Annotated in this window: 15 protein-coding genes; 10 read left to right on the top strand and 5 right to left on the bottom strand. The window is 61.2% G+C overall.

Annotation, left to right across the window (positions count from 1 at the left end; all coding sequences use genetic code 11):
* The first annotated feature begins 49 nt into the window (after window positions 1-49).
* A complete protein-coding gene (trmFO, locus tag EL2594_RS06295; RefSeq protein ID WP_011414199.1) occupies window positions 50-1,417 on the top strand; it encodes a methylenetetrahydrofolate--tRNA-(uracil(54)-C(5))-methyltransferase (FADH(2)-oxidizing) TrmFO in 1,368 nt (455 codons plus the stop codon).
* A 65-nt stretch (window positions 1,418-1,482) separates the two neighbouring features.
* On the opposite strand, the gene EL2594_RS06300 is transcribed toward trmFO, so the two are convergent.
* Both EL2594_RS06300 and EL2594_RS06305 read right to left on the bottom strand, forming a co-directional pair.
* Window positions 1,483-1,947, bottom strand: a complete 465-nt coding sequence (locus tag EL2594_RS06300; protein WP_011414200.1) for an EF-hand domain-containing protein — start codon at window positions 1,945-1,947, stop codon at window positions 1,483-1,485.
* Between the two features lie 43 nt (window positions 1,948-1,990).
* Window positions 1,991-2,602, bottom strand: coding sequence for a squalene/phytoene synthase family protein (locus EL2594_RS06305; RefSeq protein ID WP_011414201.1), 612 nt, complete (start codon window positions 2,600-2,602; stop codon window positions 1,991-1,993).
* A gap of 152 nt (window positions 2,603-2,754) precedes the next feature.
* Between EL2594_RS06305 and EL2594_RS06310 the strand changes: the two genes are divergently transcribed.
* The 6 genes from EL2594_RS06310 to EL2594_RS06335 all read left to right on the top strand — a co-directional run bounded on the left by EL2594_RS06310 (window position 2,755) and on the right by EL2594_RS06335 (window position 8,430).
* Window positions 2,755-4,062 (top strand): TadE/TadG family type IV pilus assembly protein, encoded by a 1,308-nt coding sequence (locus tag EL2594_RS06310; RefSeq protein WP_011414202.1) that lies wholly within the window; start codon window positions 2,755-2,757, stop codon window positions 4,060-4,062.
* Entirely contained in the window at window positions 4,062-4,514 is a 453-nt protein-coding gene (locus tag EL2594_RS06315) for a TadE/TadG family type IV pilus assembly protein (protein ID WP_011414203.1), read from the top strand. The genes EL2594_RS06310 and EL2594_RS06315 overlap by 1 nt, the downstream gene beginning before the upstream one ends.
* Window positions 4,511-5,137 carry a TadE/TadG family type IV pilus assembly protein gene (locus EL2594_RS06320; RefSeq protein ID WP_011414204.1) on the top strand — a complete coding sequence of 209 codons (627 nt, stop codon included), beginning with the start codon at window positions 4,511-4,513 and terminating at the stop codon, window positions 5,135-5,137. The genes EL2594_RS06315 and EL2594_RS06320 overlap by 4 nt, the downstream gene beginning before the upstream one ends.
* A gap of 91 nt (window positions 5,138-5,228) precedes the next feature.
* On the top strand, window positions 5,229-7,148 hold the full coding sequence (locus EL2594_RS06325; RefSeq protein ID WP_196793225.1) for a TadE/TadG family type IV pilus assembly protein: 1,920 nt from the start codon (window positions 5,229-5,231) through the stop codon (window positions 7,146-7,148).
* Window positions 7,145-7,732, top strand: a complete 588-nt coding sequence (locus EL2594_RS06330; RefSeq protein ID WP_011414206.1) for a TadE/TadG family type IV pilus assembly protein — start codon at window positions 7,145-7,147, stop codon at window positions 7,730-7,732. The genes EL2594_RS06325 and EL2594_RS06330 overlap by 4 nt, the downstream gene beginning before the upstream one ends.
* Window positions 7,729-8,430, top strand: coding sequence for a TadE/TadG family type IV pilus assembly protein (locus EL2594_RS06335; RefSeq protein ID WP_011414207.1), 702 nt, complete (start codon window positions 7,729-7,731; stop codon window positions 8,428-8,430). Before EL2594_RS06330 ends, EL2594_RS06335 begins: the two co-directional genes overlap by 4 nt.
* Window positions 8,431-8,445: 15 nt before the next feature.
* Here the strand turns inward: EL2594_RS06335 and EL2594_RS06340 are convergent, their stop codons facing one another.
* The 3 genes from EL2594_RS06340 to EL2594_RS06350 all read right to left on the bottom strand — a co-directional run bounded on the left by EL2594_RS06340 (window position 8,446) and on the right by EL2594_RS06350 (window position 11,403).
* On the bottom strand, window positions 8,446-9,834 hold the full coding sequence (locus EL2594_RS06340; RefSeq protein WP_011414208.1) for a pyruvate dehydrogenase complex E1 component subunit beta: 1,389 nt from the start codon (window positions 9,832-9,834) through the stop codon (window positions 8,446-8,448).
* 3 nt (window positions 9,835-9,837) lie between these two features.
* Entirely contained in the window at window positions 9,838-10,935 is a 1,098-nt protein-coding gene (pdhA, locus tag EL2594_RS06345; protein WP_011414209.1) for a pyruvate dehydrogenase (acetyl-transferring) E1 component subunit alpha, read from the bottom strand.
* 147 nt (window positions 10,936-11,082) lie between these two features.
* Window positions 11,083-11,403, bottom strand: coding sequence for an FtsB family cell division protein (locus tag EL2594_RS06350; RefSeq protein WP_041685749.1), 321 nt, complete (start codon window positions 11,401-11,403; stop codon window positions 11,083-11,085).
* Window positions 11,404-11,633: 230 nt separating this feature from the next.
* Here EL2594_RS06350 and hppD point away from each other — a divergent pair, with 230 nt between their 5' ends.
* The 3 genes from hppD (at window position 11,634) to EL2594_RS06365 (ending at window position 14,327) form a co-directional block, all read left to right on the top strand.
* Window positions 11,634-12,755, top strand: a complete 1,122-nt coding sequence (gene hppD / locus EL2594_RS06355) for a 4-hydroxyphenylpyruvate dioxygenase (RefSeq protein WP_011414211.1) — start codon at window positions 11,634-11,636, stop codon at window positions 12,753-12,755.
* Window positions 12,752-13,324, top strand: coding sequence for a VOC family protein (locus EL2594_RS06360; RefSeq protein WP_011414212.1), 573 nt, complete (start codon window positions 12,752-12,754; stop codon window positions 13,322-13,324). The genes hppD and EL2594_RS06360 overlap by 4 nt, the downstream gene beginning before the upstream one ends.
* Before the next feature lie 91 nt (window positions 13,325-13,415).
* On the top strand, window positions 13,416-14,327 hold the full coding sequence (locus tag EL2594_RS06365; protein ID WP_049762437.1) for a mechanosensitive ion channel family protein: 912 nt from the start codon (window positions 13,416-13,418) through the stop codon (window positions 14,325-14,327).
* The last annotated feature ends 12 nt before the right edge of the window (window positions 14,328-14,339 follow it).

Here is a 14,339-nt window from a genome sequence, read left to right on the forward strand (position 1 = left end):
GCCAGCGCTAGGGCTTGATGGGGCTGCGCTGCAAGCCTAACTGCGCGCCATGTCTCATGATGTGCACATAATCGGCGGCGGCCTCGCCGGAAGCGAAGCGGCATGGCAGCTCGCGCGACGCGGCGTGAAGGTGCGCCTGTCGGAAATGCGGGGGTCAGGTGAAATGACACACGCGCACCAGACCGACGGCCTGGCCGAACTGGTGTGTTCGAACAGTTTTCGCTCCGACGACGATACCAAAAACGCCGTCGGTCTTCTGCACTATGAGATGCGCGCGCTCGACAGCTTGGTAATGCGCGCAGGCGAAGTTGCGCAGGTGCCCGCGGGCAGTGCCATGGCGGTGGATCGCGATGTCTTCTCCGCCGAGGTCCAGAAGACGTTGGAGGCGCATCCCAATATCGAAGTGGTGCGTGAGCGAGTTGATGCCTTGCCGGAAGCAGGGCTCACGATCGTTTCGACAGGGCCCCTCACCGCGCAGTCGCTGGCCGAGAGCATCGTGAAAGCTACCGGGCAGGAACGGCTGGCCTTTTTCGATGCCATCGCCCCGATCGTCCATCGCGACAGCATCGACATGTCGAAATGCTGGATCCAATCGCGCTGGAACAAGCGCACCGAGGCCTCCAACGAAGACGGCGACTACATCAATTGCCCGATGACGAAGGAGCAATATCTCGCCTTCCACCAGGGCCTGATCGACGGCGAGAAGACCGAGTTTCGCGAGTGGGAAAAGGACACGCCCTATTTCGATGGCTGCATGCCGATCGAAATCATGGCGGCGCGCGGGGTGGAAACGCTGCGCTATGGCCCGATGAAAGGCGTCGGGCTCGATAATCCTTACGATACGAGCGAGGAACATCCGCAGGGACGGTGGCCGTATGCCGTCGTGCAATTGCGGCAGGACAACAAGCTCGGCACGCTGTGGAACATGGTCGGGTTCCAGACCAAGCTGAAATATGGCGCGCAGGTCGAGCTGTTTCGCACCATTCCGGGGCTCGAGAATGCCGAATTCGCGCGGCTTGGTGGGCTGCATCGCAACACCTTCCTTAACTCGCCAATGGTGCTCGACCGGCAGCTTAGGCTGAAGGGGGCGGAGCACATCCGGTTTGCGGGACAGGTTACCGGCTGCGAGGGTTATGTCGAAAGCGCGGCCGTCGGTCTCATGGCCGGGATGATGACCGCCAAGGAACTTGCCGGCGACGTCTGGCAGGGTCCGCCGCGCACGACCGCGCTCGGCGCGCTGCTCTCGCACATCACCGGCGATGCCGAAGCGGAAACCTATCAGCCGATGAACATCAATTTTGGACTGTTCCCGCCGCTGCACGAGGTCAAGAAGAAGCAGCGCAAGGAAGCCTATACGACCCGCGCGAAAAGCGATCTCGGCGAGTGGATTGCCCACGAGGTACGAGTCTCTGCGTAGGCGGGAACCTCAGGCTATCAGCCCCGCGCCAATCTCCTGAGACCCCCGCCTTCGCGAGGGATCCCCTAACAGCGGCAATTGTTTTGGCGCGCCCGTCGTTTCGGGGCCGTCGTCGCGAATTCTTCCGGCGTCAGTGAGGCATCGCCATCGGCATCGGCACCGTCGAATCGCTCCGCCGTGCGCACCGCCCATTCCTCGAATGTCAGCAGGTTGTTGCCGTCCTTGTCGAGCTTGCGAAACGCATCGGTGCGGCTCGACAACATCTCGCGCCGGGTGATCTTGCGGTCGCGATTGCGGTCGTAGCGGAAGAAACGCCGCTCCTCGCGCGTCAGCTCGGTCGCTTCGGGTGGAGCGGGACCTTCGAGGTCGGTGATATCGGCCTGCGGGATCTCCGGCTCCGCGGGTGTCTCGACCGGTTCGGGCAGCGGAGGAGGTGCACCGATTTCGACGACGGCCCTGCCCTGCCACCAGAACACGCCTACACCGACCAATACCAACGCCCCGACAGCGCCGAGAATCACACGATTCATCGCGTGCTCCTTGCTTTAACGCTGTCCCCGGCGCGACCCTACGCTATCGCCCGAAGATTCCAACCCGCATGGCGAGAAGCATGGCGGCCGGGCCCTCGAGCATCGGACGCCGGCCCATGCTGGCGCGACGACCCAGTGCCGCCAGCACCGCGAGTGCGCGCAGCGATCGGGGTATGCTGCCCGACTTTCCGTGATCCTCGGCTTCCACGGCCAATTCGCCTGCTGACCACGCCTTGGCCGCCTTCTGTTCAGCGCCGGACGGCGCTTCACCCGCGATTTTCGCCAGCGCGGCCCAAGCCGATGCTCGGCCATCGGCAAGTGCCTTGGCCTCCCCAGACCCGATATTCTCGCTCACGGTCACGACCTCCCATCCGTCGACGAGCGCTGCGAGGTCCGCACCGTGAAAGCCCAGATCCCGCAAGGTGCCGAGCAGCGGCTCGCCCTTCGGCCACTCTGCAGGGGCCCTGGCGAACTGATCGCGCCACCAGGCAAGCTTGAGCTGCGCGATCATCGGCTCGCTGGCCTGCGCTCCGATCCGCGCCAGGCGCGTGTCGAGAGCCAACAGCGCGAGACTCGCGGGCTTCGCAGCCGCAGGCGCATAGGCGAGTGCCAGCCTGTAGACGACCGGCAATTGCTCGATATCTTCCGCGCTCACTTCTACCCCTGCAACTGCGCCCGATCACGGCTTTACTCGGCCAAAAAATCCCGCTGCGAAGGCCGATCTTAACCATCTGCTTACGCAGTTCGATTACCTAAGGCGACTAAGTGCATGCTGTGATGCAGTGTAACTCTGGAAGGTCAACCGCAATGATTTCGATCCGTCAGACAGCAAAACGGCTGCGGCAGTCGAACACGGGCAACGCCATGATGATCCTTGCGCTGGGTCTCCCGGCGCTGGTCGGCGGTGCCGGCTACGGCCTCGACATGGCGCAATGGTACATGCTCAAGCGCGAGCTGCAGTATGCCGTGGACCAGGCCGCCGTGGCAGGCGCTTATTCGCTTTCCTACAACGGCACCGCCGGTGACTGGTCGGCCCGCGCCGAGCAGGAATACGACGCCAACCGTTCGATCACGACCGGCTACGCGACGGCCAATGATTCCACCAAGGGCGTCACCGATTATGGCAGCTTCACGCAGAATTCGGTGACCGTCTCGGCGACGATGGACGTAAGCCTGCCGTTCTCTTCGATCCTGCTAAGCACGCCGACCACGATCAATGTCAATTCGCAGGCCATGTTCGAAAAGACGGACGGCGCCACGGGCTGCATGATCGCGCTGAAGCCGAACGATACAGCCATCACTATCAATGGTAACGTCACGATCAACGCCCCGTGCGGTATGGCGGTGTCGTCCACCAGCAGTATCTCGATCAACAAGTCGGGCGGATCGGGTTCGATCAACCCCGGCTGGGTTTACACCGGCGGCGGGGTCAACGACAAATTCCAGGAACTGATCGACAAGTTCAATGCCACGGCACCCGCCGCCGACCAGGTCGAAGTCAATGAGGACGCGAGCGGTTTCGTCGATCCGTTCGCAAGCGTTACCGTGCCGACGGTAACCGGCAGCGGCTCGAAGAATTGTTCCACCGGCAAGGTGAGTCCGGGTGTGTTCTCCGGCGGCATCGACGTCGACTGCAATCTCCACTTCGAGCCCGGCGTCTATGTGATCGACGGCGGAGAGCTCAAGAACAACAACAAGACCATTACCGGCAGCGACGTGCTGTTCGTGTTCAAGAACGGCGGGAAAGTCAATTTCGGCGGTAATTCGGACGCGAAGCTGAGCGGTCTGACGGCTGCCGGTGCTGCCGCGCTTGGCTACACCGGCGACGTCAAGGACCTGATGACAGGCATGCTCTTTATGGAAGATGCAAACAACCAGTCCTACGTTTCGCACCGCTGGCGCGGTACGTCTGATGCGATCCTGGACGGGCGCATCTACATGCCCAAGAGCAAGGTCGACATTTCGGGCACCCCTTCGACCGGTAGCCAGTGCACCATCGTCGTGTCCTACGAGATCGAACTGTCGGGGACCGCCGGCTTCTCTTCGGGCTGCAACATTCCGAGCAAGAGCGTTGTCGCGGTGCAGGAAAACACCCGCGTAAGGCTCGTCATCTGATGATCCGCGACCTGCTCGGCACCCTGCGTGGCGACGCGCGCGGCTCGATGGCGATCGAGACCGCCTTCGTTGCGCCTGTACTGATCTTGCTGGCGCTCGGCACGGTCGATCTCGGCATCTTGGTGTCGCAGCAGCAGCAACTGCAGAGCGCTGCGCTGGAAGCCGAAGGTATCGTTATGGGCACGCTCGATCCCGCCACGATGTCGGATTCGACGATCGAGGATGTGCTCGAGACCTCGCTGGGCCTCAACGACAATCAGCTGGTGCTGAGCCGCGCCTATCGCTGCGATGATCAAACGCTATCGACAACGAAGGGCGGATGCGGGACGAATGAGCAGGAATACGAATATATCCAGCTCACCCTGAACGACAGCTACGCGCCGACCTGGACCCACCTAGGGCTGGGCACGCCGTCGCAATTCACGGTTACCCGCACGGTGCAGATCCAATGACGACCAAGATCCAACGCATGCGCGCACGCTTGCTCGCCAACGTCACCGGCGGGGCCGCGATAGAATTCGCGCTGCTTGCGCCGATGTTCTGCGCGCTGACGGTGGGCGTGTTCCAGGCGGGAGTTTATGTCCAGAAATACAACGCGCTGCGCAACCTTTCGTCCGATGTCTCGCGCTATGCTATGGTCGAATACCAGAAAGGCAACACGCCGACCGCCACCGACATCGAGAATCAGGTCCAGACGCTTGCCAACAATGGCGGCTACCTGCTCGATTCGACCAAGCTGGTCGAGACCGTGACGCAACAGGGCACCTCGAGCATCTCGGGCATGCACGAGATGACAATCGATCTCACCTACACGCCCGACAACCTGCTTTCGTGGATACCGGGGGCCGCACTGACGCTGAACTATTCCCGCCCGGTCTTCCTGATGGACAGTACCGGCGGTTCGTCGTCGTCGACGACCACCAGCGGCGGCACGCCAACACCGACGCCGACGCCCACAGCAACTCCAACTCCGACGCCCACGCCGACACCAACCCCCACGGCCACGCCAACGCCGACACCGACGCCGACATCGACCCATTGCCCCGAGGGCCATGCCAAAAAAGGCTGGTGCTGAGGCGCTACGGTATACGTGCTGCCAGACATCCCCAACAAATTAACCATTGCCGTTAGCGATGCGCTTACGCCCGCTAGGTAATACGGCAGGCGTGAAACTCCGCGCGAAATCCCCTCAGGCTGCGCCCTTCCCCGGCGTCATGCGACGGCTGGCGAGCGACCGCTCGGGCAACACGCTCGCGCTGATAGCGGCCGGGCTTCTGCCGTTGCTGGCGATGGCCGGAAGCGGCGTCGACATGAGCCGCGCCTATCTGGCGGAAAGCCGCCTGCAGCAGGCCTGCGATTCCGGCGTTCTCGCCGCGCGCAAGGCGCTCGGCACGGAAATCGCCACGCTCACCGACATTCCCACCGATGCCGGCACCCGCGGCCAGGAATTCTTCAACAGCAACTTTCAGGACGGCAATTACGGGACCCAGAACCGCACCTTCAACATGGTGCTCGAAAACGACTACTCGGTTTCGGGAACTGCAACGGTTGATGTCCCGACCTCCGTGATGACCGTTTTCGGCTTCACCAAGATCCCGGTAAAGGTGGAATGCCAGGCCCGGATCAGCTTTTCCGATGTCGACGTGATGATGGTGCTCGATGTCACCGGTTCGATGAAGCACACCAATTCGGGCGACACGCTGTCGAAGATAGATTCGCTCAAAGCCACGGTGCGGAATTTCTACGACCAGATGGAAGGCGCGAAGTCGGCGGGTACGCGCATCCGCTATGGTTTTGTGCCCTATGCAAGCAATGTGAACGTCGGGCACTTGCTCAAGGACGAGTGGGTGGTGAATAGCTGGGCGTATCAATCACGGGCGATTTCCGGGACCACCACCGTCGAAGCCGGCACCAAGACCAGGGAAAACTGGGCCTACAAATCCGGCAGCCGTTCGGCCTGGATCGAGGAGAGCACTTACGCCGCGACGATGAACCCGGGCTCGGGCGACACGAACCCCTTCAGCTGCGACCAGTCGCTGCCGAAATCGACCTACAAATGGCATTCGGAGAAGAACGGAATACCCTCCACTTCAGTCACCATGGACCCGCCCGGCGTTCGCACCACTCAACCCATGCAGAGTACCGAGAACGGCGTCAGCTACCGGGTGCGCTTGCAGGGCAGCAACTGCATCGTCGAGCGACGCGAATACAACGATTACGTGCAGACGTTCGACGAGGTAACGGTCGTGCCCACGCTGGCCAATCTTTACAATTACCTGCCCGTGGCCATGGACGTGTCCAACTGGCGCGCCGAAGCGCTCGGCTGCATGGAAGAACGCAAATCGACCGTCCTGACCGATTTCAGCAGCGTCGATCTGAGCGCGAATCTCGATCTCGATATCAACACGGTGCCGGTTGCGAGTGATCAGGACACACAATGGCGACCGCGCTATCCGGACATGATCTACGTGCGCTCGAAAGAGGCAGACGACAAGGGCAGCTTTTCACCGGCCCCCGTTTACGACACCAAGAAAGAATTCATCCAGACCGGCAACTGGTGGTTTTCGGGCTGCCCTGCCCCCGCGCAGAAACTCAAGGCAATGACGTCGGGTGAACTCGACAGCTATCTCGACAGTCTGACGCCTCACGGTGCGACCTATCACGATGGCGGCATGATCTGGGGGGGTAGATTGCTGTCGCAATACGGCCTGTTCGCCGCCGAGAACAGCTCCAAGCCCGGTCGCACGACATCGCGCCACCTGATCTTCCTTACCGATGGTCAAACGGAGCCCTATGACCTTGCCTATGGTTCCTATGGGATCGACCCGATCGACGAGCGGCGCTGGACGCAGACTTCGTCTCTGACCCTTGCGCAAACTGTCGAAGAGCGGTTTCTGTTTGCCTGTAACGAGGTCAAGAAGCTGGGCGCGACCGTATGGGTGGTCGCATTCGGCACGGCCGCCAACGACAAGATGAAGACTTGCGCCGGTTCGGGCCGCTATTTCGAAGCCGCCAATGCGAGCCAGCTCAACGATGCCTTCAGCACCATCGCCAAATCGACCGGCGACCTGCGGATCGCGCGATGATGCACTCGTTCCTGCCTCGCCTGCTGGACGACAAGCGCGGTGTGACCATCGTCGAGTTCGGCATGGTTGCGCCAACTCTCATCGTGCTGCTGCTCGGCGTGTTCGACATCACCTACAACATGTATTCCAGCAGCATGCTGCAAGGCACGGTGCAACAGGCCGCGCGCAATTCGGCACTCGAGGGCGCGGACAGCATGGCGCAAAACGCCGCAGTCGAGACCGCGGTCAGGCAGGTGGCTCCCAACGCTACCTTTACCCACAAGCGAATTGCCTACACCACCTTTACCGAAGTCGGCAGCGCCGAGAGCTTCGACGATGTCAATGATGATGGCATCTGCGCCGACGGCGAATTGTTCGAGGACGCCAACGGTAACGGCATATGGGATTCGGACCGCGGCGTGGTCGGTTCGGGCGGCGCACGCGACGCGGTGGTCTATACCGTCTCGATCGAATACCCTCGTGTAGTCCCCATCGCGACCTTCATCGGCCTCGATCCCAACTATTCGCTCGACGTGCAGACCGTGCTGCGCAACCAGCCCTGGGCGCTGCAATCGCAGAGCGAAGCGACCGGGAATTGCCCGTGAAGCGCTTCTTTGGATCGCTTCGGAAAGATGCCGGCGGCGTTGCGCTGACGGAGTTTGCGCTCGCCACGCCGCTGGTGCTCATGGCCGGCCTGTGGGGTATGGAAACGGCGAATTTCGCCATCACGCAAATGAAAATCAGCCAGACCGCGCTGCATATTGCGGACAATATGGCGAGGGTGGGCGATTCCAGCGTGCTGACCAATCGCAAGCTTTACGAAAACGACATCAACGATGTCCTGGCCGGCGCGCATATGCAGGCTGGGCAGACGCTCGACATCTTCGAGAACGGTCGAGTGATCGTGAGCAGCCTCGAAGTGTTCGACGACAGTGTCCATTGCAAGAATGGCTGTCCGACGACTTCGGCGACGGAAGGGGACCAATTCATTTCATGGCAGCGCTGTCGCGGCAAGAAGGTCCACGATTCCGCTTTCGGCCAGCAGAATGCCGAACAGACCGGCGGCATGGGGCCGACCGGGGCAAGAGTGACCGCCGAAGCCAACGGCGCGACGATTTTCGTCGAAGTCTTCTACGAATACGAGCCGGTCTTCACCGACGCGTTTCTTTCAACAAAGGAAATTTCGGCTATCGCCAGCTTCCCGCTCCGCCACGAACGTGATCGGACGGAAATCTACACGCGCACCGATTTCGGCACGCCTGCGGTGTCGCGCTGCGATGTGTACAGCGCGACGCCCGGCTAGCCCGAATTCGCATCGTCAGTCGACGTAACAGACCTTCTTCGCCGCCTTCACGATCCGCGGCGCGTCGATCAACGCCAGCTTTTCCAGGTTGGCAGCATAGGGCAACGGCACGTCCTCGTCCGTTACCCGCAGCACCGGCGCATCGAGATGGTCGAACCCTTCTTCCATGCAGATCGCTGCGATCTCCGAAGCGATCGAGCAGGTCGGCCAGCCTTCTTCGGCGATGATCAGCCGGTTGGTCTTGGCGAGCGAGGTCAGAATCGCTTCCTTGTCGAGCGGACGCAGCGTGCGCAAGTCGATGACTTCGGCGTCGATGCCTTCTTCCGCCAGTTGCTCAGCCGCTTCCAGCGCGAAGCCGACGGCGATCGAATAGGCGACGATGGTGACGTCCAATCCTTCGCGCATGATCCGCGCCTTGCCGATCGGCAGGACGTGATCGTCGAGTTCGGGCAGTTCGAAACTGCGTCCGTAGACCAGCTCGTTCTCGAGAAACACCACCGGATCTTCGCAGCGGATCGCGGCCTTCATCAGGCCCTTGGCATCCGATGAATCATAGGGCGCGATGACGATCAGGCCCGGCACGCTGGCGTACCATGGGCCATAATTCTGGCTGTGCTGCGCGCCGACGCGGCTGGCCGCTCCATTGGGCCCGCGAAACACGACCGGGCAGCGCATCTGGCCGCCGGACATGTAGTTAGTCTTTGCGGCAGAGTTCACGATATGGTCGATCGCCTGCATCGCGAAGTTGAAGGTCATGAATTCGACGATCGGGCGCAGGCCGCCCATCGCCGCGCCGGTGCCGATGCCAGCGAAGCCGTATTCGGTGATCGGCGTATCGATCACGCGCTTGGGTCCGAACTCGTCGAGAAGCCCCTGGGTCACCTTGTAGGCGCCCTGATACTCGGCGACTTCCTCGCCCATCACGAACACACGTTCGTCGCGGCGCATTTCCTCGGCCATCGCATCGCGCAGGGCTTCGCGGACCGACACGGAGACCATGTTGGTGCCTTCCGGGATTTCCGGATCGGCCTTGGGCTCGCGCTTAGGCTTGTCCGGCGTGATCGAGCCATCGGCGTCGTCCTGGCCGACATCCTTGCCCTCGCCCGGAACATCGTCGACCGGCGCGCTCTCGGCTGGCGCTTCGACGTCGGAAACATCTTCACCGTCAGCGGCGAGCATGGCGATCACCGTGCCGACCTTCACGTTCTCGGTACCCTCTTCGACGAGAATCTTGCCGAGCGTGCCTTCGTCGACCGCTTCGAATTCCATCGTCGCCTTGTCGGTCTCGATCTCGGCAATGATGTCGCCCGCGACGATCTCGTCGCCTTCGGCCTTCAGCCACTTGGCGAGCGTGCCCTCTTCCATCGTCGGCGAGAGCGCCGGCATCTTGAGTTCAATCGCCATGGCTCAATACTCCTCCACCAGGACATCGGTGTAGAGTTCGCTCGGATCGGGCTCGGGCGAGTTCTCGGCGAAGTCGGCCGCTTCGGAAACCTGCGCGCGGATCGCCTTGTCGATGGCTTTCAGGTCGTCCTCGCTCTTGCCCTGCTCGATCAGCGCTTTCTTCAGGCCTTCTATCGGATCGTGATGATCGCGTTGGTCCTGCACTTCTTCGCGCGTGCGGTACTTGGCCGGGTCGGACATCGAGTGCCCGCGATAGCGATAGGTATTGCATTCCATCAGCACCGGGCCGTTGCCTTCGCGCACATGCTTGAATGCGATCTCGGCCGCGGCGCGTACTTCCAGCACATCCATCCCGTTCACTTCCATCCCCGGAATGCGGAACGATGTGCCGCGCCGGTAGAAGCGCGTCTCCGCACTGGAACGCTTGGTCGACGTACCCATCGCATACTGGTTGTCCTCGACCACGAAGACGATCGGCAGGTTCCAGAGCGCCGCCATGTTGAAGGTCTCGTACACCTGCCCCTGGTTGGCCGCCCCATCGCCGAAATAAGCCAGGCAAATGCCGCCGTCTTCATTGTATTTGTGCGCAAAGGCGAGCCCGCCGCCCAGCGCCACCTGCGCGCCGACAATTCCGTGGCCGCCGTAGAATTTATGCTCGGTGCTGAACATGTGCATCGAGCCGCCCTTGCCCTTGGAGATACCGGCTTCGCGGCCGGTCAGCTCGGCCATGATAACTTTGGGATCGATGCCATAGGCGAGCATGTGGCCATGGTCGCGATAGCCGGTGATGACGCTGTCCTTGTCCCCGTCGAGCGCACTCTGAAGGCCGATCGCTACAGCTTCCTGACCGATATAAAGATGACAGAAACCGCCGATCAGGCCGAGACCGTAGAGCTGCCCCGCCCGCTCCTCGAACCGGCGGATGAGGAGCATCTGCTCGTAGAAATCGAGCATCTCCTTGTCGCTCGCCTTGTAGCGCTTGTTCTTCTCGAACTCCTCCTGGAGGCTGTGCAGGACGAAATCCTCGTCGGTCGCTGCTGGATTGGGCTTGACGGACGATTTCTTCTTCGCGGGCGTCTTTCGCGTGCTGGCTTTGGCCAAGGGGGCATTCCTCCAAAAGTTAGGCCGTCCTCAAGGAAGCAGCGGCCGCGCCAGCCTATAAGGGCAAGCGCGCCCGCCGCGCAACGCCTGTGCGCGTCCGACGCTACGGAAATACCTATGCGCGAAGGGTTTTGGGCGCCCGAAGGCTCAGTCCTGCGGCTCGATCGGCAGCACGACTTCGTCGGGATGGACGACATTGAGGTTCTTGCGCAGCAACTCGCCGACCATGTCGGGATCGGCACCTTCGGGATCGAGCGCAGCGACGCGATTGCGCAATTCGTCGCGCTCTTCATTGAGCGCGGCGATCTGGTCCTGCCGCTGATCCAGCAATTGCTCGTATTCGCTCCACGCCAACGCACCGCTCGGCCCGAAAGCTGCGAGCCCAAGCATCAGCAGCAGAGCGGCCAGCGCCAGCGCGTGTGTGAACTTCTCCCGCGGGAGGATGATCTTGTGCCCCTGCCTGGTCATGAAGACGACAGAATCATAGCGGATTCGCAGCATCAAGCGGTCTTCCCGAAAATGCGATGAAACGAATCTGGCATGAGTCGAACCGTGCACCTTTCGCGCCTGATTCGCCAGTGGGCTTCAAAGCGCGGCCACATTTTACACCCGCCCTACCCCTTGTGTAAATTCGCCTAATGCGATATAGTTTCTCTTGAAACTAGTTTGCCGACCTCAGAATATTCAGGAGTTCCCCCATGGCCGATCTATTCGAAAATCCCGCTGGTCTCGACGGCTTCGAGTTCGTCGAATTCTGCGCGCCCGAGAAAGGCCAGCTTGAACCTGTGTTCGAAGCAATGGGCTTCACCCATGTCGCAACGCACCGCTCGAAAGACGTGCATTTGTGGCGCCAGGGCGGCATCAACCTGATCGCGAATTACGAACCGCGCAGCGCCGCGTGGTATTTCGCGCGCGAGCACGGCCCTTCGGCCTGTGGCATGGCGTTCCGCGTGAAAGATGCGGCCGCCGCCTGGGATCACCTGATGGATGCAGGGGCCGAACCGGTGCAGGTCGAAACCGGCCCGATGGAACTCGCGATCCCTGCGATCCGCGGAATCGGCGGCGCGATCCTGTATCTCGTCGATCGTTATGAGGACGAGAACGGTGATGGTTTGTCGATCTACGACATCGACTTCGACTATCTGCCGGGTGTCGACAAATACCCCGAGGGCGCAGGTTTCAAGGTCATCGATCACCTGACCCACAACGTCTACACTGGCCGCATGAAGTACTGGGCGGACTATTACGAGACGCTCTTCAACTTCAAGGAAATCCGCTTTTTCGACATCAAAGGCGAATATACCGGCCTGACCTCCAAGGCCCTGACCGCGCCCGACGGCAAGATCCGCATCCCGCTCAACGAAGAAGGCGAAGGCGGCAAGGGCCAGATCGAGGAGTTCCTGCGCGAGTTCAACGGCGAAGGCATCCAGCACATCGCGTTGATCTGCGATGATCTCATCTCCTGTTGGGACCGGCTGAAGGAATTCGGCGTGCCGTTCATGACCGCGCCGCCGGAAACCTATTACGAAATGCTCGATGAGCGTTTGCCCGGCCATGGCGAGAATGTCGACGAACTCAAAATGCGCGGCATCCTGCTCGACGGCACGACTGAGGGCGGTCAGCCCCGCCTGCTGCTGCAGATTTTTGCCGAAGCGCAGGTCGGCCCGGTGTTCTTCGAATTCATCCAGCGCAAGGGTGACGAAGGCTTCGGCGAAGGGAACTTCAAGGCACTGTTCGAGTCGATGGAACGCGACCAGATCAAGCGCGGAACCCTGAGTGTCGATGACGCCAAGAGCGTCGAAGCGGAGCCGGCAGAATGAACGACCAGTCCAGCCATCCCGTAAAACTGGGCGGCGTCCACCATGCCGCCTATCGCTGCAAGGACGCGAAGGAGACCGTCGAATGGTACGGCCGCGTCCTCGGCATGGATTACACCACTGCGTTTGCCGAAGACCATGTGCCATCGACGGGCGAATACGATCCCTACATGCACGTCTTCCTCGACGCGGGAAACGGCAACATCCTCGCCTTCTTCGAGCTGCCCAACCAGAAGGACATGGGCCGTGACGAAAACACCCCGGCCTGGGTCCAGCATCTGGCCTTCCGCGTCGGTAGCGAGAAAGAATTGCTCGCAGCGAAAGAGCATATCGAAGCGCAAGGCATCGATGTTCTGGGCCCGACGCACCACGGTATCTTCAAGTCGATCTATTTCTTCGACCCCAACGGCCACCGCGTCGAACTGGCGGCCGACATCGGCACCGAGGAGCAGTATGCCGAGCTCAAGCGCGTTGCGCCGATGATGCTCGACGAATGGAGCGAAACCAAGAAGGCCCCTCGCCACGCCGACTGGCTGCACGACCTTGCCCGCAAGGAGCACGGTGTAGACTGACCGGCGCACGAGCACTCGCGCGTCGCATGTTGCAAATTCCGGAACCCCTGCGAATATCGCCCGTTTTGCGGGTAAGTTCAGAGGGGTTTTCATGACACAACAGACACCGGTGGCGCCGGACGAGAGTTTCGACCGCACCGTAAACACGATCGCAACCTTGCAGGATCAGCTGGTCGGCATGGGCGAAGGTTTGATCCGCGCCCTGCCCAACCTGGCCATTGCGCTGTTCATTCTGTTCATCACCTGGATCATCGCCAAATTCGCCGCGAAGATCGCCGATGGACTGACCGGCAAGACCGAAATCCGGCCCAGCCTCAAGAACCTTATCGACACCGTCGTAAAACTGGCGATCTGGATCGTCGGCCTGATGGTGGCGCTGATCGTGGTCATGCCCGGCATGACGCCTGCGAGCCTGATCGCCGGCCTCGGTATCGGCGCGGTCGCGATCGGTTTCGCGTTCCAGGACATTTTCGAGAATTTCCTCGCCGGCGTGCTCATCATGCTGCGCGAGAAGATGCGGATTGGCGATGTGATCGAGTGCGAAGGCATCATCGGCAAGGTCGAGCACATCACCTTGCGCGAAACCTATGTCCGCAAGTTGTCGGGTGAAGTGACGCTGGTGCCGAACTCGATGCTGTTCAAGAACCCGGTCGAGATCCTTACCGACGAGACCGAGCGCCGGCACGAAGTCGTGGCCGGGGTCTCCTACGACACAGATCTCGATCATGCGGCCGAAGTTATTCGCAAAGCTGTCGAAGGCGTCGACAATGTCCTCACCGACAAGGGTATCGACGTGTTCGCGAGCGAGTTCGCCGACAGCTCTGTGAACTTCAACGTGCGATGGTGGGCAGGCTCCAAACCGCGCGACATGCACGAAAGCCGCGACCGCGTGGTCCGCGCCATCAAGCGGGCGCTGGACGATGCTGGGATCGAGATTCCGTTCCCTTACATCACCCATACCTTCAAGGAACGGGTTCCGCTTGGGAGCGCCAGCGAAAGCTGATAGCCGCCTCGG

The organism is Erythrobacter litoralis HTCC2594 (assembly GCF_000013005.1).
In the GTDB taxonomy this organism is placed as follows: domain Bacteria; phylum Pseudomonadota; class Alphaproteobacteria; order Sphingomonadales; family Sphingomonadaceae; genus Parerythrobacter; species Parerythrobacter litoralis_A.